Origin of the sequence: Exiguobacterium sp. s95 (genome assembly GCF_018618655.1) — a bacterium.
Lineage (GTDB): Bacteria > Bacillota > Bacilli > Exiguobacteriales > Exiguobacteriaceae > Exiguobacterium_A > Exiguobacterium_A oxidotolerans.
Genome location: NZ_JACSMM010000001.1, coordinates 705,722 through 731,566, shown reverse-complemented (window position 1 = coordinate 731,566; position 25,845 = coordinate 705,722). Strand labels below are relative to the sequence as shown.

General features: G+C 46.6%; 25 protein-coding genes. All 25 read left to right on the top strand.

Annotated elements, in window-relative coordinates; all coding sequences use genetic code 11:
• The first annotated feature begins 1 nt into the window (after position 1).
• Positions 2-367, top strand: coding sequence for a response regulator (locus KNP99_RS04010; protein ID WP_029330789.1), 366 nt, complete (start codon positions 2-4; stop codon positions 365-367).
• Between the two features lie 65 nt (positions 368-432).
• A complete protein-coding gene (locus KNP99_RS04005; RefSeq protein WP_239456731.1) occupies positions 433-855 on the top strand; it encodes a flagellar biosynthetic protein FliO in 423 nt (140 codons plus the stop codon).
• Positions 852-1,520, top strand: coding sequence for a flagellar type III secretion system pore protein FliP (gene fliP, locus KNP99_RS04000; RefSeq protein ID WP_029330785.1), 669 nt, complete (start codon positions 852-854; stop codon positions 1,518-1,520). The genes KNP99_RS04005 and fliP overlap by 4 nt, the downstream gene beginning before the upstream one ends.
• Positions 1,521-1,531: 11 nt before the next feature.
• Positions 1,532-1,804, top strand: coding sequence for a flagellar biosynthesis protein FliQ (gene fliQ, locus KNP99_RS03995; RefSeq protein ID WP_012370733.1), 273 nt, complete (start codon positions 1,532-1,534; stop codon positions 1,802-1,804).
• A complete protein-coding gene (gene fliR / locus KNP99_RS03990; RefSeq protein ID WP_029330783.1) occupies positions 1,801-2,568 on the top strand; it encodes a flagellar biosynthetic protein FliR in 768 nt (255 codons plus the stop codon). The genes fliQ and fliR overlap by 4 nt, the downstream gene beginning before the upstream one ends.
• A gap of 1 nt (position 2,569) precedes the next feature.
• A complete protein-coding gene (gene flhB, locus KNP99_RS03985; RefSeq protein ID WP_214804423.1) occupies positions 2,570-3,661 on the top strand; it encodes a flagellar biosynthesis protein FlhB in 1,092 nt (363 codons plus the stop codon).
• Between the two features lie 14 nt (positions 3,662-3,675).
• Entirely contained in the window at positions 3,676-5,700 is a 2,025-nt protein-coding gene (gene flhA, locus KNP99_RS03980) for a flagellar biosynthesis protein FlhA (protein ID WP_029330780.1), read from the top strand.
• 3 nt (positions 5,701-5,703) lie between these two features.
• Complete coding sequence (locus KNP99_RS03975) at positions 5,704-6,750, top strand: flagellar biosynthesis protein FlhF (protein ID WP_215115418.1); 1,047 nt, start codon at positions 5,704-5,706, stop codon at positions 6,748-6,750.
• Positions 6,750-7,601: a MinD/ParA family protein gene (locus KNP99_RS03970; protein WP_034800809.1), complete on the top strand. Its 852-nt coding sequence runs from the start codon at positions 6,750-6,752 to the stop codon at positions 7,599-7,601. The genes KNP99_RS03975 and KNP99_RS03970 overlap by 1 nt, the downstream gene beginning before the upstream one ends.
• A 21-nt stretch (positions 7,602-7,622) precedes the next feature.
• Entirely contained in the window at positions 7,623-9,620 is a 1,998-nt protein-coding gene (locus KNP99_RS03965) for a chemotaxis protein CheA (RefSeq protein ID WP_088837354.1), read from the top strand.
• 11 nt (positions 9,621-9,631) lie between these two features.
• Positions 9,632-10,060 carry a chemotaxis protein CheW gene (locus tag KNP99_RS03960; RefSeq protein ID WP_029330774.1) on the top strand — a complete coding sequence of 143 codons (429 nt, stop codon included), beginning with the start codon at positions 9,632-9,634 and terminating at the stop codon, positions 10,058-10,060.
• A complete protein-coding gene (locus KNP99_RS03955; RefSeq protein ID WP_029330772.1) occupies positions 10,053-10,661 on the top strand; it encodes a chemotaxis protein CheC in 609 nt (202 codons plus the stop codon). Before KNP99_RS03960 ends, KNP99_RS03955 begins: the two co-directional genes overlap by 8 nt.
• Positions 10,654-11,136, top strand: coding sequence for a chemotaxis protein CheD (locus KNP99_RS03950; RefSeq protein ID WP_029330771.1), 483 nt, complete (start codon positions 10,654-10,656; stop codon positions 11,134-11,136). Before KNP99_RS03955 ends, KNP99_RS03950 begins: the two co-directional genes overlap by 8 nt.
• Before the next feature lie 13 nt (positions 11,137-11,149).
• Positions 11,150-11,923: a FliA/WhiG family RNA polymerase sigma factor gene (locus KNP99_RS03945; RefSeq protein WP_029330769.1), complete on the top strand. Its 774-nt coding sequence runs from the start codon at positions 11,150-11,152 to the stop codon at positions 11,921-11,923.
• An 11-nt stretch (positions 11,924-11,934) separates the two neighbouring features.
• Positions 11,935-12,366 carry a hypothetical protein gene (locus KNP99_RS03940; protein ID WP_214768583.1) on the top strand — a complete coding sequence of 144 codons (432 nt, stop codon included), beginning with the start codon at positions 11,935-11,937 and terminating at the stop codon, positions 12,364-12,366.
• A 129-nt stretch (positions 12,367-12,495) separates the two neighbouring features.
• Positions 12,496-13,230: a 30S ribosomal protein S2 gene (rpsB, locus tag KNP99_RS03935; protein WP_012370721.1), complete on the top strand. Its 735-nt coding sequence runs from the start codon at positions 12,496-12,498 to the stop codon at positions 13,228-13,230.
• Positions 13,231-13,312: 82 nt separating this feature from the next.
• Complete coding sequence (gene tsf, locus KNP99_RS03930; RefSeq protein ID WP_214765130.1) at positions 13,313-14,194, top strand: translation elongation factor Ts; 882 nt, start codon at positions 13,313-13,315, stop codon at positions 14,192-14,194.
• A 110-nt stretch (positions 14,195-14,304) separates the two neighbouring features.
• The gene (gene pyrH, locus KNP99_RS03925) at positions 14,305-15,024 is read left to right on the top strand and encodes a UMP kinase (RefSeq protein WP_088837351.1); all 720 of its coding nucleotides are present in this window, start codon (positions 14,305-14,307) and stop codon (positions 15,022-15,024) included.
• A gap of 1 nt (position 15,025) precedes the next feature.
• Entirely contained in the window at positions 15,026-15,583 is a 558-nt protein-coding gene (gene frr / locus KNP99_RS03920) for a ribosome recycling factor (RefSeq protein ID WP_029330759.1), read from the top strand.
• Positions 15,584-15,667: 84 nt separating this feature from the next.
• Positions 15,668-16,405 carry an undecaprenyl pyrophosphate synthase gene (locus KNP99_RS03915; RefSeq protein WP_029330752.1) on the top strand — a complete coding sequence of 246 codons (738 nt, stop codon included), beginning with the start codon at positions 15,668-15,670 and terminating at the stop codon, positions 16,403-16,405.
• A gap of 19 nt (positions 16,406-16,424) precedes the next feature.
• Positions 16,425-17,225 (top strand): phosphatidate cytidylyltransferase, encoded by an 801-nt coding sequence (locus tag KNP99_RS03910; RefSeq protein WP_088837350.1) that lies wholly within the window; start codon positions 16,425-16,427, stop codon positions 17,223-17,225.
• A gap of 12 nt (positions 17,226-17,237) precedes the next feature.
• Positions 17,238-18,392 carry a 1-deoxy-D-xylulose-5-phosphate reductoisomerase gene (locus KNP99_RS03905; protein ID WP_214765126.1) on the top strand — a complete coding sequence of 385 codons (1,155 nt, stop codon included), beginning with the start codon at positions 17,238-17,240 and terminating at the stop codon, positions 18,390-18,392.
• A 13-nt stretch (positions 18,393-18,405) separates the two neighbouring features.
• The gene (gene rseP / locus KNP99_RS03900; protein WP_088837348.1) at positions 18,406-19,647 is read left to right on the top strand and encodes an RIP metalloprotease RseP; all 1,242 of its coding nucleotides are present in this window, start codon (positions 18,406-18,408) and stop codon (positions 19,645-19,647) included.
• Between the two features lie 30 nt (positions 19,648-19,677).
• Entirely contained in the window at positions 19,678-21,378 is a 1,701-nt protein-coding gene (locus KNP99_RS03895) for a proline--tRNA ligase (protein ID WP_088837347.1), read from the top strand.
• Between the two features lie 150 nt (positions 21,379-21,528).
• A complete protein-coding gene (locus KNP99_RS03890; RefSeq protein WP_371816403.1) occupies positions 21,529-25,800 on the top strand; it encodes a PolC-type DNA polymerase III in 4,272 nt (1,423 codons plus the stop codon).
• Positions 25,801-25,845: the final 45 nt, after the last annotated feature.

The window sequence follows — 25,845 nt, the reverse complement described above, 5'->3', positions numbered from 1 at the left end:
GATGAGTGCAAAAGTATTGATCGTAGATGATGCAGCTTTCATGCGAATGATGATTAAGGAAATTTTATCGAAGAATGGATATGACGTCGTCGGTGAAGCAGAAAATGGTCGCGAAGCCGTAGCGAAATACAAAGAATTAACACCGGATCTCGTAACGCTCGATATCACGATGCCAGAAATGGACGGCATTTCAGCACTAAAAGAAATCAAAGCCTTTAACCCAGCAGCAAAAGTCATCATGTGTTCGGCAATGGGACAACAGTCGATGGTTATCGATGCGATTCAAGCCGGTGCAAAAGACTTCATCGTTAAACCGTTCCAAGCAGACCGTGTGCTTGAAGCCGTTTCGAAAACTGTTTCGTCATGAAAAGACTGACCTTTTTGACCTGTCTCCTGTTGTTTCTGCTCTCAGCACAAGTTGGGGCAGAAACAGTGGAAGAGAATTTGAATCCATCTAAGAAGAGTGAACCAACAACTCAACAGGTCGATGGGTCGTCGACGATTGTGACGGTCATTAAAGTCATCGTCACGCTCGTGGTCTTAATCGGGGGATTTCTCCTGGCTGTCCGATTGATCAATGATCGGACGCGAGGTGTCCGCCAATCCAATCAACTTTCCCATCTCGGAGGTGTGCCGCTCGGAAAAGATCGATCGGTGCAACTCGTACGCGTCCACGATAAAGTTTACGTCGTCGGTGTCGGGCAAAACATTGAGCTACTCGACACGCTCGAAGCGGATACGGAATGGTCGACTGAAGAGATGCATGATATGAAACAGTCGACGAGCGAATCGCCTTTCTTGGAGTCGTTCAAGCAACAACTTGATCAATTCCAGAAGAAACGAGGTCGTTCATGACAACGATTGAAAGTCTGATTTCTTTAGACACACCATCAGGAACAGCGACATCAGTTAAGTTACTTGTCTTGTTGACATTATTATCCTTAGCACCCTCGTTATTGATTTTGATGACATGTTTTACGCGCGTTGTCGTCGTCTTATCCTTTGTACGTTCGGCGCTCGGGACGCAACAGACACCACCGAACCAGTTGCTAGTCGGTCTTGCCTTATTCATTACATTATTCGTCATGTCACCGGTGCTGACGGAACTCAACACGACGGCACTTCAACCATACATGGGTGAAAAAATTAGTCAGGACGAAGCGTTTGATCGAGCAGGTGGAACGATGAAACGTTTTATGTCAAAACATACACGTACCAATGACTTAGAATTATTTTTGAAGTATGGAAATTACGATAAGCCGGAAAAAGTCGAAGACATCCCGCTTGTCGCGTTAGTTCCTGCTTATGCCATCAGTGAGTTGAAAACGGCTTTTCAGATTGGGTTCATGATTTTCATTCCATTTCTCGTCATCGACATGGTCGTCTCGAGTGTGTTGATGTCGATGGGGATGATGATGTTACCGCCTGTCATGATTGCTTTACCGTTTAAATTATTACTATTCATCCTCGTCGATGGTTGGCATTTAATTGTCGAGTCATTGCTTGTCAGCATGAAGTAGGGAGGAACGATATGACGCAGGAAATGATTATTCAACTAGCGAGTTCGGCCGTCTGGACCTTGTTAAAGGTATCGGCACCGCTCTTGCTCGTCTCACTCGTTGTAGGTCTGCTCGTCAGTATTTTACAAGCGACGACGCAAATTCAAGAGCAGACCCTCTCGTTCGTCCCGAAAATCGTTGCTGTATTTTTAGCACTCGTCTTTTTCGGACCATGGATCATGGAAGAATTAAAAACGTTTACGATTGAAATCTTTAAACAGATTGCTGAGGTTTCAAGGAAATGACGTTATTGTCTTTTGTCAGCGTATTTTTACTCGTATTTGGTCGCATCGTCGGATTTTTGGTCGCGGCACCGTTGTTTTCATCAAAACAATTGCCGGCCCAACATAAATTAGCCTTAGCTGCCGGTCTTGCCTATTTTGCGAGCTATGCCGTCAAAACGACCGTTGAAGTCGATGATTTCAATTTTTTCTTTCGGATGGGTACGGAAGTCATCGTTGGATTATCGCTTGGCTTGTTAGCTAGCTTCCTTTTATTTGCCCCGCAAATCGCCGGTTCCATCATCGATTTACAGATGGGACTCGCGATGGCATCAGCTTATGATCCGATGTTCGGTGGTCAGTCACCAATCATTGGCCGGTTTTATTACATGTTGACACTACTCGTGTTACTTGCCTCCGACATGCATTTGATTTTACTCGATGGCATTTACACCAGTTTTCAAATCTTTCCACCCGGCAGTTCGATTGCAGTTTCAGGGGAGGCGGGTATGAGTCTTGTCGTTCGAGTCGTCGGTCTGGCGATGTTAACGGCACTTCAAATGGCGATGCCGCTCATCGTGTCCTTGTTCCTGGTCGATCTTGCACTTGGATTTTTAGCAAAGACAGCACCGCAATTCAATATTTTTGCGATTGGTTTTTCAGTCAAATTACTAATGGGCTATGCGATTTTATTTTTACTTGCCGGTTCGACGATTACCGGGATTTCAAAGTTCATTCCGCTACTGCAAGACGTTTTAGCGGATGCCATTCGATTACTGGGAGGTTGAGATGAATACATATCGTTTAAAACTCGACCTCCAGTACTTCGCTGGTGAAAAAACAGAGAAAGCCTCACCGCGTAAGCGGGATGATTCGAGAAAAAAAGGGCAAGTCGCAAAATCCGCTGATTTAACGAGTAGTTTAATGTTATTCGCGATGTTCCTCGTCTTGTTTTTCTTTGGACCGTTTCTCGGCAAACGTTTCGTCTTGGTTTTAGAAAATGGATTGAGTGCAAGGACCGTCCTTGTTTCAGTAGAGGAAGGGCGTGTCGAGCAGATATTAATTGAGATGTTAGGGCAAATGGCGATTCTCGTCGCCCCGTTTTTTTTAACGGCTGTCACCATCGGGATTTTAGGAAACTTCGTCCAGATTGGTGCTTTACTCAGTGCAGAATCGATTCAACCAAAGTTAGATCGAATCAATCCACTCCAAGGGGTCAAGCGCATCGTCAGTATGAAAGCACTGATCGAATTTTTAAAGTCTGTTTTTAAGTTACTTGTCATCGGAATGACGAGCGGGACGATCTTATGGAACAACAAGGTCGAAATCTCACGGTTGACGTCTGAGCCGATTGGAGATGCGTTAGCCATCATTGGTCATTTGACCTTTTTACTGGGTCTCTCGGTCAGCATCGCGTTGATTGCACTTGCCGTTTTAGACTTTGCCTATCAAAAGTTTGATTTTGAAAAATCGATTCGGATGAGTAAACAGGACTTAAAAGACGAACATAAGAACACGGAGGGTGACCCTCAAATCAAAGGTAAAATCAAACAGCAACAACGGGAGATGGCGATGCGGCGGATGATGCAAGAAATACCGAATGCAGACGTCGTCATTACGAACCCGACCCACTATGCAGTTGCCATTCAATACGATGATGGAAAACACGCGGCACCAATCGTCGTCGCAAAAGGTGTGGATGCTGTCGCATTCCGTATTCGGGAGAAGGCGACAGCAGCTGACATCCCAATCATCGAAAATCGTCCGCTCGCGCGGGCCTTGTTCGCAAAATCAGAGATAGGTATGGCAGTGGATGAATCATTTTATCAGGCACTCGCTGAAACACTCGCCTTTGTCTACCAAATGAAACAAGCAAAATGAAAGGATGAAGCATCATGACTATTTCAACAAGAGATCTTTCCGTACTGCTAGGCGTCATCATGATCGTCTTCATGCTGGTCATTCCACTGCCAGGCTTTTTACTCGACTTTTTAATCATCATCAACATCTTGATTGCTTTGATGGTCTTACTCGTTTCGATGAATGCCAAAGAAGCATTGGAATTTTCAGTTTTCCCAACTTTATTGTTAATCGTCACCCTGTTTCGTCTCGCATTAAATGTCTCGACGACCCGCTCGATTCTCTCGAACGGGAATGGGGGCGAAGTGATTGAAGCATTTGGGAGCTTCGTCGTCGGCGGGAACGCACTCGTCGGGTTCGTCGTCTTCTTGATTCTCGTCTTGATCCAGTTTCTCGTCATTACAAAGGGGTCGGAACGGGTTTCGGAAGTATCGGCCCGATTTACACTGGATGCGATGCCAGGGAAACAGATGGCGATTGATGCCGATTTGAACTCTGGCATGATTGATGAACTTCAGGCACGGACACGCCGGCAAAAAATTCAATCCGAAGCCGACTTTTACGGGGCGATGGATGGGGCGTCAAAGTTTGTAAAAGGAGACGCAATCGCCGGCATCATCATCGTCATCATTAACTTGATTTTCGGGATGGTCATCGGAGTCGTCCAACAAGGGTTACCGATGACAGAATCAATCAACTTATATACGCTCTTGACAGTCGGAGATGGATTAGTCAGTCAGATTCCAGCGCTGTTGATTTCTGTCGCAACCGGGATTATCGTCACACGCTCGACGTCGGACGGCAATCTAGGTGAAGACATCATCGGTCAGTTAACGCGGACGCCATTGCTCGTCATGATTGGTGCAGGCGCGATTTTCTTACTCGGTCTGTTCACGGCGATTCCAGACTATGTGACAATTCCTGTCGCAGCAGCAGCCGGCTTCTTTGCTTGGCAACTGAGACGGACGCCAAAAGCGACCACGGAAGAAGTCGCCGTCGAAGAAGAATCGACGGAAAACCTACGCTCAAGTGAATCGGTCATTTCGCTTTTAAATGTCGATACGATTGAGTTTGAATTCGGTTATGGATTGATTCCACTTGCTGACGAAGCACAAGGTGGCGATTTACTCGACCGTGTCGTCATGATTCGTCGCCAGTTAGCATTGGAACTTGGTTTCGTCCTCCCGACCGTTCGGATTCGCGACCACTTACAACTCCCGCCGAATCATTATCGGATTAAGATTCGCGGCAGTGAGATGGCGACGGGCGAACTCTTGCTCGATCATTATTTAGCAATGAGTCCCGGAGTCGATGATCCTGAAATCCAAGGCATCGAAACGGTCGAACCAGCATTTGGAATGCCGGCGCTTTGGATTGATGAAAAGACGAGAAGTCGGGCAGAAATGTCTGGTTATACGGTCGTCGATCCACCATCGGTCGTCGCAACGCATTTAACGGAGCTGCTTAAAAAACATGCTGCAGACTTGCTGGGACGAGAAGAGACGAAGCAACTCGTTGATCACTTGAAAGAAACACATCCAATTTTAGTCGATGAAGTCACGCCGCAACTCTTAACGATTGGAGAACTGCAAAAAGTCTTCGTTCAATTACTAAAAGAAAAAATATCGATTCGCAATTTGCCATTGATTTTTGAAACACTAGCTGATTATGCGGCCGTGACGAAAGATAGCGAATTGCTTGCTGAATACGTCCGCCAAGCCTTATCACGGCAAATTACGGAACAGGTGCTGCAAGGGGATGTCTTACACGTCGTGACGGTATCGAGTGAAATGGAAATCGATATTCAGTCCGCGATTCAAAAAACAGAGTTCGGAAATTATCTTGCGCTTGATCCGGAAAAAGCGACACGGTTCATCGAGTCGTTTAATGAACTGTCGTCAGAGTTCGAACGTTACGGAGTACAACCGATCATCTTGGCCTCACCAAGCATTCGGATGTTTGTTCGTCAGTTGACGGAGCGCTATTTCCCAGATGTACCTGTCCTGTCATACAACGAATTAATTCCGACGATTGAAGTCAAGAGCATTGGGGTGATTTAACACATGATGGTTAAAAAAATTATTGCAAATTCAGTCAGTGAAGCAATGGAACTTGTCAAACGTGATTTAGGCGAAGAGGCGATTATTTTAAACACACGACATATCAAAGTGGGTGGACTCTTCGGATTGTTTGCACAAAAAAAGGTCGAACTCGTTGCTTCTGTTGACGAACATCCAATCATTCATGAAAAAGATGTCCAGCAACCGGCTCCTAAACGGACCCCGCAGCTTAAGAAAACGATTGAAATGCCAGTCCCGAAAATCATTTCGTTTTCCTCTCGACGTTTACCGGAAGAGTTGGGGGCATATGAAGCGATTTTGTCCGAACCGGCTTTACAGGCACGGGTGGAGCAATTGCACGACGTTTTGTTATCGACGTATTACAAAACAGACGATCTTGAACAAGTTCAACAAGCGTTCGCCCAAACGATTGAACATGAGTTACAAGTAACGACCGTGACATCACGTTACGTGATGTTGACAGGACCGACAGGGGTCGGCAAGACGACGACAATCGCTAAACTTGCTGCTTACTACCGATTGACGGAAGGTAAGACGGTTGGATTGATTACAACGGACACGTACCGGATTTCGGCAATCGAACAGTTGCAAACCTATGCTGAAATCATCGATGTTCCGCTACATATCGCCTACGATTTAGCAGAGTTTGAACGAGCGAAAGAACAATTAGCAGATTGTGACATCGTTTTGATTGATACAGCTGGACGGAACTTCTTGGACGCAGGTTATATCACACAGCTTGAATCACGTCATGATTTTTCAAATACGGATGTTTTTCTTGTTTTAAGCTTAACGGCAAAATACCGGGACTTAGAGCAGATTAGACGACGTTTTGAACAAGTTCCACTCAACGGGTTTATCTTTACGAAAGCAGATGAAACGACGGAGTTGTGGTCCATCTACGGTCTAGCCGTCGAAGCGAAGCTGCCGGTGCTCTGCATCACGACGGGTCAAGAAGTACCAGAAGATATCACGTGGGTCGATCAATCCGACATGTCTCGAATGATTGTAGAAAGAGGGGGCAGGTGATGCGAGATGATCAAGCGCGTGTCTTACGTTCAAAAGTGTCAGTCAAAGAAACAAAAACGATTGCGATCGTCAGTGGTAAAGGGGGCGTTGGAAAAACGAACGTCGCCGTAAACCTGGGTGTCGCCTTATCGCTTCAAGAAAAACGTGTCCTCATCATCGATCTTGATATCGGGATGGCGAACGTCGGGGTGCTGTTAGGAAAATCATCGAAGACGTCGCTCATGGATTGTGTCAAGCGTCGTGAATCCTTGGCAGATGCAGTGGTTGAAGTTTCACCAACCTTACATTTCATCCATGGTGGAAGTGGTTTTACTGAATTAACGAATTTAACGGATCCGGATGTTGCGTTCATGATGAAAGAATTTCGTTTTTTCTATGAATACGACTTTGTCATCCTCGACCTGGGTGCTGGAGCAACACACCAGACATTCGATTTCATTAGTAGTGCCGATGAAGCCTGGCTCGTTGTTACACCAGAGCCAACATCGATCATGGATGGTTATGCGTTCGTTAAATTGTCGCACCATCATGCAACGGAGTTACCGATCGGTGTCATCGTCAATCGTGCGATGAACGGTGAAGAGGCACTCGAAACATTTGATCGTCTCGAACTGGTCAGTAAACAATTTTTGAACAAACCTTTACGATTCGCTGGGTTTTTACCAGATGACCCAACAGTCGTCAGAGCCGTCAAAGCACAAAAACCGTTCTATCTTTTTGATCGGACGAGTGATGTTAGCTGGCGACTCGATCATATTACCACCGCATTAACAGGTCTTCGCGTACAGGAACGGAAATTTTTAGATCGATTGGTAAGTCGCTTGAAAAATCGAAACAATCGTGTGCGCTAATCATGAAGGAGGGTATCACCAATGGATTTAAATGAATATTTAGGATTGTTTCTAGACGAATCGATTGAACATTTGCAAGCTATCAATTCAAGTCTGCTCATTTTTGAACAGCGTCTCGATGATGAAGCCGTCATCGATCAGATTTTCCGCTCTGCCCATACATTAAAAGGAATGTCCGGTACGATGGGGTACGATGCCATCGCGGATTTAACACACGAAATGGAGAGTGCGCTTGACTTAGTGCGCTCAAAGACGCAACCTGCTACACAAGAGCTGATTGATGTTTTGTTCATCGCGGCGGAACAACTCGAAACGATGGTTGAGGACATCAGTCAAGGTGGAACCGGAAAGCTCGACGTGAAAGAAACGGTCGTACGATTAAAACGATTCATTCAAGCAGAAGAAACTGCTGTAGAGACGACTGAAGAAGCGACGGCTGTGGCGACGAAACGTAATTTTGAATGTGATGTCTATTCAGAGTCTGTCGTTAAACAATCGATTGCGTCCGGTTACCATGCATACGTCATCACGGTCGAACTATCGGCAGATGTCATTTTAAAAGCGGCGCGTGTCTACATGGTGTTCGACCGTCTTCAAAGTCTAGGCGATGTCATCCTTTCGAATCCGACTTCAGATGAATTAGAGCAAGAACAATTCGAAACAAGTTTCGATGTCTTGTTCGTCACGATGAAATCAGAGGAAGAAGTGACTGAAGGCATCCAGTCAGTGTCGGAAGTGGCACACGTATCGATTCAGCCTTTTGAAACAACGATAGAAGCCGAAGTTGCGACATCCACGTTAGTTGAACCTAAATCAACAGTCGAGTCAGAAACGAAAGTCGTCAGCGAAACAACAGACGTAACAGCACCAGTCGCCTCGAAAACGATTCGTGTCAACTTGGAACGAATTGACCGTTTGATGAACTTATTCGAAGAATTCATCATTGATCGTGGTCGTTTAGAACGAATTGCTGCCGAAGTCGGTTCATCTGAATTGACGGAAACCGTCGAACGCATTAAACGCGGCACGAATGAATTACAATCGCTGGTCTTGACGTTACGCATGATGCCGATTGAACAGGTCTTCAATCGTTTCCCACGGATGGTCCGATCGGTTTCAAAAGATGTCGGTAAAAATATTAAATTGCATATCACGGGTGCAGAGACGGAGCTTGATCGAACAGTGATTGACGAGATTGGTGATCCCCTCGTTCACTTAATCCGTAATGCCGTCGATCATGGCATTGAAAGCAAGACGGATCGAATTTTAGCCGGGAAACCAGTCGAAGGCAATCTGTCGTTACGTGCTTATCATTCTGGAAACCGGGTCTTCATTGAGATTGAAGATGACGGGGCAGGAATCAACCATGAGCGGGTCACACGGATTGCGATTGAGAAAGAGTTGCTAACGGAAGAAGAAGCTGCTGTCTTAACACCGGAAGAAGCGTCGATGCTACTATTTGCACCAGGCTTCTCAACGGCAGAAACAGTAACCGATTTGTCGGGACGTGGCGTAGGTCTTGACGTCGTCAAATCGAAGATTGAGTCGCTCGGTGGCGAAGTTTTCGTCGAGACGAAACGTGGCGAAGGGACAATCTTTAGAATCAGTCTTCCATTGACGCTCTCAATCATTTCCGCGATGCTTGTTGAGCTCGGTCAAGAAACGTATGCGATTCCGCTGACGGCAATCATCGAAACGACATCGCTTCGACAAGATGCCATCTTACAAGCGCATCGTGAAAAGGTGTTTGATTTCCGTGGACAACTCGTTCCATTGATTTCGTTGAATGAAGTGTATGGTCTTCCACAAGTAGAAGCAGAAGCCTACTCAGTTGTCGTCGTTCGAAGTGGTGAAAAATTAGCCGGATTGATGGTCACTGAATTAATTGGTCAACAGGAAATCGTCATGAAGCCGCTCGGAAGTTATTTAGAAGGAATTCGCGCGATTTCTGGCGCGACGATTCTTGGGGACGGCCAAGTCGCGTTAATCATCGATAGCAATGCACTGCTACGAAAGTGAGGGAATAGATAATGGAACAAAAATGGGTCGTTTTTCAACTGGAACAAAATGCTTACGGGATTGATGTTCAATCGGTCCGCTCCATCGAACGCGTGATTCCGATTACACGAATCCCGAACGCTGCACCTTACGTAAAAGGCGTCATCAATTTGCGCGGGGTCGTGACACCGGTGATTGACTTACGGACACGTCTTGGTTTTGAGGAAATCGAAGGAACGGAAGAAACACGAATCATCATCGCGACGCTCGAACATGGAGATGCCGGGTTCATCGTCGATCGGGCGAATGAAGTCGTCGAAGCAATCGATGTCCGGATTGAACCGTTGACTGATCAAAAACAAGAAGAAACCAATTATTTGACAGCAATCGCTAAAGGGGAAGATCAATTGTTCTCCTTACTTGAGCCGAACCGTTTATTCGAGGACATCGTTCATGCTTAATCGGATGGAACAGGACATTTTCAAGGAAGTCGGAAACATCGGGGCAGCGCATGCAGCTACGGCATTATCGACACTTCTTGGACAGCCTGTTGAAATTGAAGTACCGTCAGCAGAACTCGAACACTTTTCGACGATTATTGATCGTGTAGGCGGAGCGGAAGCTTACACTGCCGGAGCCTTACTTCGCTTTACAGGAGATATCAAGGCGTCTCTACTCTTTTTGATGCCGCTCCAAGATGCGGAAAAACTGATTTCTCAGTTGATGCAACAGCCGTTTCAGTTTTTTTCGGAACATCATGCGATTGGTGTTTCCGCTTGGGAAGAAATCGGCAATATCTTAATCGGCGCTTACGCTCGCGCGATTTCTGACTGGCTGGATTTATCCGTTCATGTGACGGTTCCTGCCTCCGCTTTTGATATGGTTGGAGCAATTTTGGAAGTTGCCTTACTTGAGTCGACAAAATTTGGTAACATGGCAGTATACATCGATACGCGTCTTTCAAGTTTAGGCAACGACTTAAACGGTCATTTATTATTATTGCCAGAAGCAGATGCTTTTGCAGCGGTCTTTCAACGATTGGGTGTGGAAGTTGATGGATGAAGTCATTCGGATTGGAATAGCGGAATATGCCGTTAGTCGAAAACCGGTCGTCCTTCGTACTGCAGGATTAGGTTCCTGTGTCGGCGTCATCATTTATGATCAAGAACGTGGTCTATCGAGCATGGCACATGTCATGCTCCCAGACTCGGCAATCAGTCGCGATATCACCGTTGAAGTCGGGAAATTCGCAGATACTGCAGTAACTGAGCTTGTAAAGCGCTTACGACAAGGTGGCGCGATTCGGTTACGGGCAAAGATTGCCGGGGGAGCGCAAATGTTTCAATTCAAATATGAACATGAATCGATGCGTATCGGTGAACGGAACATCGCTGCTGTTAAAGCAGCATTGCAACAAGCGAAAATCCCACTCGTCGCGGAAGATGTTGGTGGAACGAACGGTCGGACGATCGAGTTCCATTCAAGCTCTGGTCGTCTCGTCATTCGGACGGTCAACGTCGGAACGCTGGAAATTTAGAGGAGGAATGGTCATGCGTGAGGAACTACAACAACTTTGGGATAAATGGCTATCGACGCGCGATATAGCGGTAGCTGACCTATTACTTCTGAATTATGAACCTCTAGTTCAATACCACGTTCAACGTCTTAGTGCGACACTTCCGAAAAGTGTCGATCGTGATGAGTTAAAAAGTCTAGGTATGATGGGTCTTTACGACGCACTGCAAAAGTTCGATCAAAATCATAACAATAAATTCGATACATACGCGGCCTTTCGAATTCGTGGAGCCATTTTAGATGGATTAAGAAAAATTGACTGGCTGCCACGCTCTTTGCGTGAAAAATCGAAACGTGTCGAGGCGGCCGTCGAAATTCTCGAGCAGAGCTTACAACGGACGCCGACGCTTGATGAAGTATCGTCCATCGTCGAAATGAGTCCGGACGAAGTCAAGACGGCGCTTGCAGAAAGTTACTTTGCGAATGTCCTCTCGATCGACGAGGCGGTGACGCTCCAAGATGAGGGAAAAGCAATGGCTGTATCGTATCTCGACCCGGAAGCAGCGACGCCGGAAGATACGTTACTGATGCGTGAATTGATTTCGAAGCTTGCAGAAGAAGTCGAGCAACTATCGGAAAAAGAGCAATATGTTGTGTCCCTTTTCTACTTTGAAGAACTGACGTTAACGGAAATCGGAGAAGTGCTAGGATTGTCGACTTCACGAATCTCACAAATCCACTCGAAGGCGTTACGTAAATTAAAGCAAGCGCTAGGAAGTGCCTATTTGTCTGATCGTGTCGCGATGTGAAAGGAACTACTATGACAATTTTTTATATTTTACTGGCGGCGGTCGTTAGTTATGGTCTGTTGCTTCTATTTAAACAACAAGCATTGCTAAAAGATCGTGTGACTGATCTTGAACGTCAAAAACAAGAGACGGAAGAAATCTTGCTTCGCTTCATGGAACAAGTGAACGGATTGGCAGAACGCGAGGAGCAACCGACTGCTGAGGCTGCTCCTACCCAGTCCTCATATGAAACGGTCGTCAGTCCTGATGTAACAGAACTCCCACAGTTCGAACAGGCGCAGGAAGAATCGGCTGAATCCGTTCAGCCAGTACTGACAGATGTGAAAGATCAACTTGCGGCAGGGGCCGATCTGGATCAACTCGCGCGTTCTTTAAATCGAGGAACGGGTGAAGTGGCATTGATTGCGAAACTTTCTTCAAAAACGAAGGTTGCCCGACGGTAAAGTTTATGCTATATTAGTCTACGGTGTTAATTACGCACGCATGTATCGCCGGCTGCGGTGCCTTTAATAGGTTAGCTGGGACAACGATCATCGCGGAGGACATCCAAAACCCAAAAGGAGGAATTCATCATGGCAGTAATCTCGATGAAACAATTGTTAGAAGCTGGTGTACACTTCGGTCACCAAACACGCCGTTGGAACCCAAAAATGGCAAAATACATCTTCACAGAACGTAACGGAATCTACATCATTGACCTACAAAAAACGGTTAAAAAAGTAGACGAAGCTTACAACTTCATCCGTGAAGTAGCGTCTGAAGGCGGAAACGTTCTTTTCGTTGGTACGAAAAAACAAGCTCAAGACACTGTGAAAGAAGAAGCGATCCGTGCTGGTCAATACTTCATCAACGAACGTTGGTTAGGTGGAACACTCACGAACTTCTCTACAATCAAAAAACGGATTAACCGTTTGAAACAACTCGAAAAAATGGAAGAGAACGGTACGTTCGAAGTTCTTCCTAAAAAAGAAGTCATCATTCTTAAAAAAGAAATGACTCGTCTTGAGAAATTCCTCGGCGGTATCAAAGATATGCCAGGCGTTCCAGATGCACTCTTCATCGTTGACCCACGCAAAGAGCGTATCGCGATTGCAGAAGCACACAAACTCAACATCCCAATCGTTGCGATCGTTGATACTAACTGTGATCCAGACGAAATCGACTACGTCATCCCAGCGAACGACGATGCGATCCGTGCAGTCAAATTGCTCACTGGTAAAATGGCTGACGCAATCCTCGAAGTTAAACAAGGCGAAGATAACGTAGCACCTGAAACTACTGAAGAAGTAGTAGCAGACGCTGAGTAATTCGTGATGCCAGGTGATAAAGGGAATTGACCTTTTATCACCTTTTTTTTGAAAATAAGGACGTTATAAGGAGGAATATCGAATGGCTATTACAGCAGCAATGGTAAAAGAACTTCGTGAAAAAACAGGTGCAGGTATGCTCGACTGCAAAAAAGCGCTCGTTGAAACGGATGGGGATATGAACGCGGCAGTTGATTTCTTGCGTGAAAAAGGGATCGCAAAAGCAGCAGCTAAAGGCGATCGTATTGCAGCAGAAGGTTTGACAGCAGTCGCAGTTGACGGAAACAAAGCAGCACTCGTCGAAATCAACTCAGAAACAGACTTCGTTGCAAAAAACGAACGTTTCCAATCACTCGTTCAAAACATCGCGGATGCAGTTCTCCGTAACGGTTCTGAAACGGCTGAAGCAGCTCTCGCTTCTGAATACGAAGCGGGTAAAACAATCGAAACGTATATTTCTGAAGAAGCTTCTACAATTGGAGAGAAAATTTCACTCCGCCGTGTAGCACTCTTCACGAAAGAAGACAACGCAGCGTTCGGTTCTTACCTCCACATGGGTGGACGTATCGGTTCTGTCGTCGTCATCGAAGGAACAACAGACGAAGCAGTTGCAAAAGATGTTTCGATGCACATCGCAGCGGCACGCCCACTTTACGTCGATCGTTCTTCTGTAACAGAAGAAGAAAAAGCACGTGAAGAAAAAGTCTTGACAGAACAAGCAATCAACGAAGGCAAACCTGCTAACATCGTTGAAAAAATGATTGCTGGACGTATGAACAAGTACTTCGAGGAAATTTGCCTCGTCGACCAAACATTCGTTAAAGACCCAGACTTCAAAGTTGGTAAATACGTAGAATCTAAAGGCGGAAAAGTCGTTTCATTCGTACGCTTCGAAGTTGGAGAAGGTATGGAAAAACGTGAAGAAAACTTCGCTGAAGAAGTTATGAACCAACTTAAAAAATAAGAATCAGGATTTCCTGATGACAAGAGAAGGAACACGTATGCTTCAATCCACTTTCGTGTGGAAGTGGTTCGTGTTCCTTTTTTACGGAATTTAGCAAGGAGGACGTAGTCATGCAACCGAAATATAACCGGATTGTGTTAAAATTGAGCGGAGAAGCGCTCGCAGGTGATCAAGGGTTCGGAATCAACCCCGCAATCGTCAATTCAATTTCTCAACAGATTCGCGAATTGGTAGAATTGAATGTACAAGTTGCCGTTGTTGTAGGTGCAGGTAACATTTGGCGTGGTAAAACAGGGGCAGAACTTGGAATGGACCGGGCAAATGCCGATTATATGGGGATGCTTGCGACGGTCATGAACTCGCTCGCATTACAAGATAGCTTAGAGTCAGTAGGCGTTGAAACGCGCGTTCAGACTTCAATCGAAATGCGACAAGTTGCTGAACCGTACATTCGTCGTCGTGCGATGCGTCACTTAGAAAAAGGTCGGGTCGTCATTTTTGCGGCCGGAACGGGAAATCCGTACTTCTCGACAGATACGACAGCAGCGCTTCGTGCCGCTGAAATTGAAGCTGAAGTCATCTTGATGGCGAAAAACAATGTCGATGGTGTGTATTCGGCCGATCCGAACGTGGATCCGGATGCGAAAAAATTCGAGACATTGTCTTACCTCGATGTATTAAAAGACGGCTTGCAAGTCATGGATTCGACTGCAACGTCACTCTGCATGGATAATGATATTCCGCTCATCGTTTTCTCATTGATGGAAGAAGGAAATATTAAACGCGTCGTCGTTGGCGACGAAATTGGAACACTCGTAAGGGGGAAATAATATGTCACAGCAAATCATGAAACAAGCCGAAGATCGGATGGAAAAAGCGCATCTTTCACTTAAAAAAGAACTTGCGACACTCCGTGCGGGTCGTGCGAACGTTGCAATCCTTGATCCTGTTCATGTCGATTACTACGGTTCACCGACACCACTTAATCAAGTCGCGAACGTGAATACACCGGAAGCGCGCCTCATCTTAATCACACCTTGGGATAAATCGATGGTTACAGAAATCGAAAAAGCAATCCAACGTGCAGATTTAGGATTAGCCCCATCTTCAGATGGTACGGTCATTCGCTTAGCGATTCCGCCACTTACGGAAGATCGCCGAAAAGAACTTGTTAAGCTCGTCAAGAAGTATACGGAAGAAGGAAAAGTTGCATTACGTAACATTCGCCGTGATACGAATGAGCAACTGAAGAAAGAAGAAAAAGATGGAGCGTTAACAGAGGATGACTTACGTGGTTATACGGAAGATGTCCAAACATTGACGGATAAATTCGTCAAAGCGCTTGATCAAACAGCGACGGATAAAGAAAAAGAAATTATGGAAGTATGACGCGAATCGTCGTCATGTTGGGGACTCTTTGTCACACGAAGAGTCCCCTTCTTCTTATAAATGAATGAGGGGAGGAAGAAGTACATGTTTCAATGGTTAAACCAGACAAAAGAAGTGATCGAACAACACGTACCTGATCACATCGCGATCATCATGGATGGAAATGGACGTTGGGCAAAAAAACGAGGACTTCCCCGCATCATGGGGCATCGTGAAGGGATGAAATCAGTTCGCGAAGTCGTCCGTGTCGCTAATGAGTTAGGGGTAAAGAGTCTGACCTTATACGCTTTCTCGACCGAAAACTGGACGCGTCCTGAAGAAGAAGTCAGTTTCTTGATGAAGTTACCGGCTCAATTTTTAGAGTCGGATTTAAAAGACTTGAATGAACGCAATGTCAAAGTAGAAGTCGCTGGTGAAATATCGCGTTTACCCGTCTATACACGGGAGGCAGTTCAACAAGCGAAACAGGATACAGTTGACAATACTGGACTACGGTTAATTTTTGCATTAAATTATGGCGGGCGAGATGAAATCGTTCAAGTCATGCAAAAGATTGCTGAAAAAGTACAAGCCGGACAACTGCTTCCGACTGAGATTACAAATGAGGTCATCGAACACGAATTGATGACGGGTTCCATGACAGATGTCGATCTCGTCATACGAACGAGCGGAGAACAGCGGTTATCGAATTTCTTGTTATGGCAAGCAGCCTATGCGGAGTTTTACTTCACCGATGTCTTGTGGCCGGAATTTCGACGGGAACAATTTTTGACAGCAATCGAGGATTACAATCAACGGACACGCCGATTCGGCGGCGTCTGACTAAACGAGGACATAGCTTATGAAAACGCGTATTATTACAGGGATTTGGGCAGGTGCCATCTTTTTAGGGTTACTTTACTTGGGTGGTCTTCCATTTCTTGCCTTCATGGCAATCTTAACAGTGATCGGTTATACAGAACTCGTCAAGATGAGACAACTGAGCTTTTCGTCGATTCCCGTTCTCTTGTTCGGGATTGGGACATTGCTTCCCTTCATTCGTGTCTATGAATTAACGAGTGAACAAACAGTGGTAAGCGGATTATCTCCACTTGCTTGGGGAATGCTGATTATTTTAGTCGGTCTATTTTGGACTGTATTTTCAAAAAATGTGTTCACGTTTGACGACGTGGCTTTTTTGCTACTAACGAGTGTTTATGTCGGTGTTGGTTTTGCATCGTTCGCGTTCATCCGTTTACTGGATAATGGCCTGACGTTATCGCTGTTAATCATTCTTTTGATTTGGTTCACAGATTCAGGTGCCTATTTTGTCGGGAAACGTTTCGGCAAAACAAAACTATGGCCGGCAATCAGTCCAAATAAGACGATTGAAGGGGCGGCAGGCGGAATTTTACTCGCGGTACTTCTTGGTGTGATTTTTGAAGCGATTACACCGACAATCGGGTATGCAGAAGTCGTTTTATTAGCACTGATCGTGGCTGTCGTCGGTCAACTGGGTGATCTCGTACAATCAGCATACAAACGACATTATGGCGTGAAAGATGCCGGAAGTTTACTTCCGGGGCACGGTGGGATTCTTGATCGTTTTGATAGCATGTTAATCGTCTTTACGGTATTGATCACACTCGGCATCTTCAGTTGAGGAGGAAGTTACATGAAGAAAGTCAGTATTATTGGGGGAACAGGTTCGATCGGGACACAGACGCTGGACGTCATTGCCGCCAATCCTGAACAGTTTCAACTCGTCAGTTTTGCGTTCGGGAAAAATATTGACGTTGCAGTTCCATGGTTGAATCGTTTACGTCCGATGCTTGTCTCCGTCATGGACGAAGTGACGCGCGGACAGTTGCAAAAGCTACTCGACTATCGTCCGACAATTTTGACGGGCGATCAAGGCTTGATTGACGTCGCAACAATGGAAGAAGCAGATATTGTCATCACGGCAGTCGTCGGTGCAGTCGGTCTCCGTCCGACGCTCGCAGCGATTGAAGCAGGAAAAACGATTGGTCTCGCGAATAAAGAAACCTTGGTTACTGCTGGACATCTTGTCATGAAAAAAGCACGTGAAAAAGGTGTTGCTATCTTACCTGTCGATAGTGAGCATGCAGCGATTTTCCAATGTTTGAATGGAGAACGACGTGAAGATGTCCGTCAAATTATTTTAACGGCATCTGGCGGTAGTTTCCGTGACATGACGCGCGATCAATTGGCGGATGTTACGGTCGAGCAAGCGCTGAATCATCCGAACTGGTCGATGGGGGCGAAAATTACGATTGATTCTGCAACGATGATGAATAAAGGGTTCGAAGTCATTGAAGCCCACTGGTTGTTTGATGTTGCGTATGAAGAAATCGATGTCGTCATTCACCGAGAGTCAATCATTCACTCGATGGTCGAGTTCAATGATGGTGCCGTCATGGCACAGCTCGGTATGCCGGATATGCGTGAACCGATTCAATATGCCCTTACATATCCGTCCCGCCTTGAAATCAAAGGGGGAGAACGGTTAAACTTAAAAGAAATCGGACGCTTGAACTTTGCTGAAGCTTCATTTGAACGCTATCCCTTATTACGCCTCGCTTTTGAAGCGGGTAGTGCGGGGGGTTCGATGCCTTCAGTACTTAATGCCGCGAACGAACAAGCCGTTGACCGCTTTTTAAAAGGGGAAATCAGCTTTTTAGAAATCGAAGTGAGTGTTGAAGCTGCGTTACGGGCGCATGAACTGATCAACGATCCGTCTTTGGATCAAATTTTAGAGGCGGATCGTTGGGCACGTGCGTTTGTCGCGTCACTTTCACTCGCTAACTAAGGATGGGATAGCAATGACGACCTTTATTTCGATCGTATTGATGTTCGGTGTACTTGTTGCCGTACATGAATGGGGTCATCTCGTAATGGCGAAGCGCGCTGGAATCCTTTGCCGGGAGTTCGCGATCGGCTTTGGACCGAAAATCTTCTCGTTTTTCAAAAATGAGACATTGTATACGGTTCGCCTCTTGCCAATTGGCGGATATGTTAAGATGGCTGGCGAAGAACCAGAGTTCGTTGAAGTCAAACCTGGTCAGGCTGTTGGCTTAGGCATGAACGAGGGCCTTGTCGACGCGATCTATTTAGATGCAAGCCATCCGAAGGCAGACCAAGTCGTGACGGTCGAACGGATTGATTTATTGCACAAGTTAGAGCTCGTTGGGTTACAAGACGAAGTCTCGACACGATACGATATTTCAAAAACCGCCTTTCTCGTCGAAGGGCAGACACGAACACAAATTGCGCCGTACGACCGGACATTTGGTTCGAAATCCGTTTTTAAACGGGTACTTGCGATTGCTGCCGGACCAGCGATGAACTTTGTTCTCGCCTTCATCATCTTATTTGGATTAGCGTTATACAACGGTTCTCCAACGGGTGAAAGTGTCATCGGGACCGTTCAAAAAGATTCGCCGGCGGACCAAGCAGGGCTCGTCGAAGGCGACCGGATCGTTTCCGTCAACGGAGACGAGACGACAAAATGGGAAGACCTTCGTGCTGGCTTCCAAGATGAAGCTGGAAAAGAAACGACCGTCGTCTATGAGCGGGATGGTCAAGAAACAACAACACAAATTACGCCGAAAATTCAACAACAAGGCGATCAAAAAGTCGGAATCATCGGTGTGACGAACGAGACGGAAAAGTCGTTCGGAACGGCACTCGAAACGGGTGTAACGGAAACATGGCGGATGTCGACGTTAATTGTCGGCGCAGTCGGTGACTTAGTGACAGGGGTCGTTGGTGTCGATCAACTATCAGGTCCTGTCGGAATCGTCAAGATGACGGACCAGGTAGCGGACAGCGGATTTTCGATGCTCTTGACGTGGACAGCTCTATTGTCCGTCAACTTAGCGGTCTTTAACCTATTACCACTACCCGCGCTTGACGGTGGTCGATTACTCTTCCTCTTCCTCGAAGCGTTACGCGGCAAACCGGTCGACCCGCAAAAAGAAGGGCTCGTGCACTTCGTTGGATTTGCACTGCTCATGCTCTTGATGCTCGTCGTCACATGGAATGACATCCAGAAGTTCTTTTAATCTTTCAATCAAAGGGGTTCACGACTCATTATGAAACAATCGAAAATGTTTATGCCAACATTGCGTGAAGTACCATCAGACGCAGATGCTATTAGCCATCAACTTTTATTACGTGCGGGTTTTGTCCGTCAAAATGCAGCAGGAATTTACTCATACTTGCCACTTGCGAAACGTGTCTTAGCGAAGATTGAGACGATCATTCGTGAAGAGATGGATGCGGCAGGAGCACAAGAGCTATTGATGCCAGCTATTCAACCGGCAGAGCTATGGGAAGAAACCGGGCGCTGGGATATTTACGGACCAGAATTGATGCGCTTGACAGACCGTCATGATCGACGGTTCGCGCTCGGTGCGACACATGAAGAATTAATTACGTCAATCGTTCGGGATGAGTTGAACTCGTACAAAAAATTACCGGTCAATCTGTTTCAGATTCAAATGAAGTATCGTGACGAACGTCGCCCACGGTTCGGTCTCTTGCGCGGGCGTGAGTTCATCATGAAAGATGCGTATTCGTTCCATGCGACACAAGAAAGCCTGGATGACGAATACCAAAACATGTTTGAAACATACAATAAAATCTTTACGCGTGTCGGATTAGAGTTCCGCCCTGTCGTTGCCGATTCGGGTGCGATTGGTGGAAGTGGCACACATGAATTCCATGCACTTGCAGCAATCGGTGAAGATACGATTGTTTATTCCGATCAGTCGGATTACGCAGCAAACCTGGAGATGGCAGAAGCTGTTGACGCGTACGACGTACAAGGCAAAGCACCGGAAGCACTGGAAACCGTTAATACAGGAGAAGCAAAAACGATTGAAGCGGTAGGCGAGTTCCTGCAGGTACCGGCAACCGAATCAATCAAGACGGTCGTCTTCAAGACGGAACAAGGTCTCGTCATGGCCCTCGTCCGGGGTGATCACGAAGTCAATGACATTAAATTGAAAAACTACCTTGGTGCGCTTGATATCACGATGGCTTCTGATGAGGAAATCGAACAAGCACTGCATTCGAAACCGGGCACGCTCGGTCCGATTGGAGCAGACATGCAGGTCGTGGCGGATTATGCTGTCCGCGCTTTGACGAACGCAGTTTGTGGAGCGAATAAAGCGGAAACGCATTACATCCATGTAAATCCAAGTCGTGATTTTGAAGCGGAATATACAGATTTACGCTTCGTCGAAGAAGGCGATGCTTCACCAGACGGCGAGGGGCACGTCAAGTTCGCCCGCGGTATCGAAGTCGGACAAGTCTTCAAACTCGGGACACGCTACTCGCAAGGAATGGGTGCGACGTTCCTTGATGAAGGTGGAAAAGCGCAACCCCTTATCATGGGTTGTTACGGCATCGGTGTTTCACGGACACTTTCTGCCGTCGTCGAACAGCATTATGATGAGCGTGGTATCATTTGGCCGAAAGCGATTGCTCCGTATGATGTGCATTTGATTGCCGTCAATGGGAAAAACGCTGAGCAAATGGAAGTGGCAGAAAACGTCTACCGTCAACTGACGGCTGCTGGATTCTCTGTTCTGTTTGACGATCGGAAAGAACGGGCTGGCGTGAAATTCGCAGATGCTGATTTAGTTGGCTTACCTGTTCGAATCAACGTCGGGAAAAAAGCGGCAGACGGAATCGTTGAGCTGAAAGCACGCCGCGGCGGCGAAGCAGAAGAAATTGAACAAGGAAATCTCGTTCAGGCTGTTCGTTCGCTGTATGAAGGTTTAGAATAAGTAATGGGAACGGTCACTTAAAACGTTTAAGTGACTGTTTTCTTGTCTCACACCCATTCGCCCCTTGGGCAATCTGCAAGAGGAGGAGGAGTTGCTGTCACGGTGTGATGCGATAGGACAGCACAATTGCGAGTGGATACACAACAACGCATGTCGCTTTTAATGAGTGATTTAGATTTACCGACAGGAATTACTGAAGAATATTTTACGGGGGCTACCCTTGAGAAGCTCCGTGTCAATAAAAGCAATTCAACGTGGACGTTCCAAATTCGAATTCCGAAGATTTTGCCGCAAAACGTCTATCAGATGTTTTTCAGTCGTTTGACGAGTCGTTATCAACAATTTGCGGAAGTCAAATTAAACCTCGTTTCGGACGATCGTCCGGAAAGCAAACTTTTCATCGACTATTGGCCATACGTCGTTCAGGATTTAGCTGATGCGTCTGCAGCGATGCGGACCCAGCTCAGTCGTGTTTTGCCAGAGTTTAGGGAAAATAAACTCTTCATCCCTGTTAGGAGTGAACCGGAAGCTGGTTTTTTAAAGAATGATCTGTGTGGAGAGATGCAATTATTATACGGTGCCTATGGATTTCCGAAGTTTGTTTGTGAACCGATTGTCCAGATGGATCAATCGACGCAAGAGGCGTTACGCAATCAAGTCAAACAAGAGGACATCGAGGAAGCGAAACGGATGCTCGAGCTTCAATTCAAACGTGAGCAGTCGCGCGATGATGATGAGGGACCGGTCGACATTCGGATCGGAAAACCGATTCAAGATGAAATCGTGCCGATTAAGACGATTCAAGATGAAGAACGTCGGATTGCGATTCGGGGACTTGTCTTCTCAGCAGAGAGCCGGGAATTACGAAGTGGAAAAACGATCTTTACGTTTAAATTGACCGACTATACCGATTCGCTTGTCGTCAAGATGTTTGCACGAGATGAAACGGACGTCAAAGTCCTATCAGCAATCAAAAAGGGCATGTGGATTCAAGTGGCTGGACGAGTCGAGTTCGACACCTTCCTCCGCGATCTCTGTATGATGATTGCACAATTGTCTGAAGTGAAGGTTGAACTTCCGGGTGACCCTTGGACAGGTGAGAAGCGTGTCGAATTGCACGCGCACTCGCAAATGAGTCAGATGGATGCTGTCATGAACGTGACGAAGTACGTCGAACGTGCTGCTGCTTGGGGACACCCGGCCGTCGCCATCACAGATCACGCGGGAGCGCAAAGCTTCCCGGATGCCTATTATGCCGGAAAGAAAAATGACATTAAGGTATTGTATGGAATCGAAGCGAACGTCGTCAATGATGGTGTCCAAGTTGCCTATAACCCGGTCGATCGCAGTCTTGAGGACGCGACGTTCGTCGTCTTTGACGTCGAGACAACCGGATTATCAGCGATGTATAACAAAATCATCGAATTAGCTGCCGTAAAAATTTATGACGGAGACGTGATTGATAAATTCGAAGCATTCGCTGATCCGAAACACTTATTATCTGCGACGACGATCGATTTGACGGGCATCACCGATGACATGGTCCGTGGGAAACCGGATCCGGAACAAGTCGTCAAGGAATTCATGGACTGGGCGGGGGATTCGATTCTTGTCGCCCATAATGCGGCCTTTGACATCGGATTTTTGAATGCGACGCTTCGTTCTGGTGAACATGACGAATCGACATTGCCCGTTATCGATACGCTTGAACTGGCACGTGTCTTGATGCCGACACTGAAGAATCACCGTTTGAATACGCTCGCGAAACGGTTTGATATCGAACTGACACAACATCACCGTGCGATTTATGATGCGGAAGCAACCGGCTACTTGATGTTGAAGTTATTGCAAATGGCAGATGAGATGTTCAACATGACAACGCACTTGTCGCTTAACCGGGAGATGGGAAAAGACATTTCTCGGACGCGTCCATATCATGCGACCGTCTATGCTAAAAATCGGACGGGGCTAAAAAATCTCTACCAGCTCATCTCGCTTGCGCATACGAAACACGTCCATCGTGTCGTTCGGACGCCACGTTCGCAGCTCGTTGCGCACCGGGAAGGTTTAATCATCGGCTCTGCGTGTGACAATGGGGAAGTGTTTGATGCGGCGCTCAATAAATCGGATGAAGATTTAGCGAAGGTCATGCAGTTTTATGATTTCATCGAAATTCAGCCGCCGGCGATGTACGGTCATTTAATCGAGCGGGAAATCGTTCAAAATGAACTCGAACTTCGTGAGTTGATCAAAAAAGTCATCCGGGTCGCAGAAGAAAACGACATCCTGCCGGTCGCGACAGGGAACGTACATTATCTCGATCGCCATGACGCGACGTACCGTGAAGTTTTGATTCGGACGCAAGGTGGGGCAAATATGCTCAACATGCGGAAACAGCTTCCCCCGGCTCATTTCCGGACAACGCAGGAAATGATGGAAGACTTCCGGTTCCTTGCACCGGATCTTGCAGAACGTCTTGTCGTCACGAATAGTCAGAAAGTCGCTGAGATGTTCGAAAACATCGATATCATCCCGAAAGATCTCTTTACTCCTAAAATTGACGGTGCTGATGATGAGGTTCGCAATCTGTCCTACGACATGGCACATAAAATTTATGGGGAGACGTTACCGGAAATCGTCGAAGCCCGACTCGAAAAAGAATTGAAATCAATCATCGGCCATGGTTTTGCCGTCATCTATTTGATTTCGCATAAACTCGTAAAAAAATCGCTTGATGATGGGTACCTTGTCGGATCGCGTGGTTCTGTCGGATCGAGTCTCGTCGCGACGATGACGGAAATCACGGAAGTTAATCCACTACCGCCGCATTACGTCTGTCCGAACTGTCAAGAATCCGAGTTCTTCGATGATGGATCGGTCGGATCCGGATTCGATTTACCGGATAAGGAATGTAAGACGTGCCAAATTCCATTGACGAAAGACGGACATGACATTCCGTTCGAAACGTTCCTTGGGTTCAAGGGGGATAAAGTACCGGATATTGATTTGAACTTTAGTGGGGAGTACCAGCCGAAAGCCCATGCCTATACGAAAGTCTTGTTCGGGGATGATTATGTCTACCGTGCAGGGACGATCGGGACGATCGCCGAAAAAACAGCCTATGGGTATGTGAAGGGGTATCAATCGGAAAATGATTTAAATTACCGTAACGCGGAAGTCGACCGGCTCGTCAGCGGGGTGACAGGTGTCAAGCGAACGACAGGACAGCACCCCGGCGGTATCATCGTTGTCCCGGACTACATGGACATCTATGATATCAGTCCGATCCAGTTCCCGGCGGACGATATGGGATCGGAATGGAAAACGACACACTTTGACTTCCACTCGATTCACGATAATCTGCTGAAACTTGATATTCTCGGACACGATGACCCGACGATGATTCGGATGCTGCAAGATTTATCCGGGCGTGATCCGAAAACGATTCCCGTCGATGACGCCGAGGTCATGAAAATTTTCAGTTCGACGGAATCGATTGGTGTCACACCGGAACAGATTGATTCGAAAACCGGAACGCTCGGGATTCCAGAGTTCGGGACGAAGTTCGTTCGACAGATGCTTGAAGAAACGAAACCGACGACGTTCTCGGAACTCGTCCAGATTTCCGGTCTGTCGCACGGAACGGACGTTTGGCTCGGGAATGCCAGTGAGTTGATTTATAACGGAACCTGTGAACTGAAAGACGTCATCGGCTGCCGGGATGACATCATGGTCTACTTGATTTATGCCGGTCTTGAGCCGTCGCTTGCCTTTAAAATCATGGAATCCGTCCGTAAAGGAAAAGGGCTCTCGATTGAGATGGAAGAAGCGATGATTGAAAACAGTGTACCCCTTTGGTACATCGACTCGTGTAAAAAAATCAAGTACATGTTCCCGAAAGCCCACGCTGCAGCTTACGTTTTGATGGCGGTCCGGATTGCCTATTACAAAGTCCACCATCCGATGTACTACTACGCATCGTACTTCACGGTCCGGGCGGGTGATTTTGACATCGGCGCGATGAACAAAGGAACAGCCGCCGTCCGAAAAGTTTTACAAGATATCAAAGATAAAGGATTCGAGGCGACGGCGAAGGATAAAGGACTCTATACGGTTCTTGAAATTGCGCTTGAGATGATTGAACGCGGCTTTACGTTCCAAAAAGTCGATTTGTATAAGTCGAGCGCCAGTGAATTCCTAATCGAAGGTGATTCGCTGTTACCACCGTTCGACGCCGTGACCGGGCTCGGAACAAATGCGGCAAAACAAATCGTCGAGGCCCGAAAAGGTGGCGAGTTCCTGTCGAAAGAAGATTTACAGAAACGTGCCAAATTATCGAAAACGATTATCGAAACGCTCGACAATCTTGGTTGTCTCGAAGGTCTTCCGGACGAGAACCAGCTTTCGTTATTTGACCTGTAAAGCCAGGCGGAGACTTGCTTAGAGCGGTTCATTATGCTATATTGA

Bases quoted from the DNA above. Each gene is read 5' to 3' on its own strand.
- KNP99_RS04010 (WP_029330789.1), top strand. From the start codon at position 2: ATGAGTGCAAAAGTATTGATCGTAGATGATGCAGCTTTCATGCGAATG.
- fliP (WP_029330785.1), top strand. From the start codon at position 852: ATGACAACGATTGAAAGTCTGATTTCTTTAGACACACCATCAGGAACA.
- fliQ (WP_012370733.1), top strand. From the start codon at position 1,532: ATGACGCAGGAAATGATTATTCAACTAGCGAGTTCGGCCGTCTGGACC.
- fliR (WP_029330783.1), top strand. From the start codon at position 1,801: ATGACGTTATTGTCTTTTGTCAGCGTATTTTTACTCGTATTTGGTCGC.
- flhB (WP_214804423.1), top strand. From the start codon at position 2,570: ATGAATACATATCGTTTAAAACTCGACCTCCAGTACTTCGCTGGTGAA.
- flhA (WP_029330780.1), top strand. From the start codon at position 3,676: ATGACTATTTCAACAAGAGATCTTTCCGTACTGCTAGGCGTCATCATG.
- KNP99_RS03975 (WP_215115418.1), top strand. From the start codon at position 5,704: ATGATGGTTAAAAAAATTATTGCAAATTCAGTCAGTGAAGCAATGGAA.
- KNP99_RS03970 (WP_034800809.1), top strand. From the start codon at position 6,750: ATGCGAGATGATCAAGCGCGTGTCTTACGTTCAAAAGTGTCAGTCAAA.
- KNP99_RS03965 (WP_088837354.1), top strand. From the start codon at position 7,623: ATGGATTTAAATGAATATTTAGGATTGTTTCTAGACGAATCGATTGAA.
- KNP99_RS03960 (WP_029330774.1), top strand. From the start codon at position 9,632: ATGGAACAAAAATGGGTCGTTTTTCAACTGGAACAAAATGCTTACGGG.
- KNP99_RS03955 (WP_029330772.1), top strand. From the start codon at position 10,053: ATGCTTAATCGGATGGAACAGGACATTTTCAAGGAAGTCGGAAACATC.
- KNP99_RS03950 (WP_029330771.1), top strand. From the start codon at position 10,654: ATGGATGAAGTCATTCGGATTGGAATAGCGGAATATGCCGTTAGTCGA.
- KNP99_RS03945 (WP_029330769.1), top strand. From the start codon at position 11,150: ATGCGTGAGGAACTACAACAACTTTGGGATAAATGGCTATCGACGCGC.
- KNP99_RS03940 (WP_214768583.1), top strand. From the start codon at position 11,935: ATGACAATTTTTTATATTTTACTGGCGGCGGTCGTTAGTTATGGTCTG.
- rpsB (WP_012370721.1), top strand. From the start codon at position 12,496: ATGGCAGTAATCTCGATGAAACAATTGTTAGAAGCTGGTGTACACTTC.
- tsf (WP_214765130.1), top strand. From the start codon at position 13,313: ATGGCTATTACAGCAGCAATGGTAAAAGAACTTCGTGAAAAAACAGGT.
- pyrH (WP_088837351.1), top strand. From the start codon at position 14,305: ATGCAACCGAAATATAACCGGATTGTGTTAAAATTGAGCGGAGAAGCG.
- frr (WP_029330759.1), top strand. From the start codon at position 15,026: ATGTCACAGCAAATCATGAAACAAGCCGAAGATCGGATGGAAAAAGCG.
- KNP99_RS03915 (WP_029330752.1), top strand. From the start codon at position 15,668: ATGTTTCAATGGTTAAACCAGACAAAAGAAGTGATCGAACAACACGTA.
- KNP99_RS03910 (WP_088837350.1), top strand. From the start codon at position 16,425: ATGAAAACGCGTATTATTACAGGGATTTGGGCAGGTGCCATCTTTTTA.
- KNP99_RS03905 (WP_214765126.1), top strand. From the start codon at position 17,238: ATGAAGAAAGTCAGTATTATTGGGGGAACAGGTTCGATCGGGACACAG.
- rseP (WP_088837348.1), top strand. From the start codon at position 18,406: ATGACGACCTTTATTTCGATCGTATTGATGTTCGGTGTACTTGTTGCC.
- KNP99_RS03895 (WP_088837347.1), top strand. From the start codon at position 19,678: ATGAAACAATCGAAAATGTTTATGCCAACATTGCGTGAAGTACCATCA.
- KNP99_RS03890 (WP_371816403.1), top strand. From the start codon at position 21,529: ATGTCGCTTTTAATGAGTGATTTAGATTTACCGACAGGAATTACTGAA.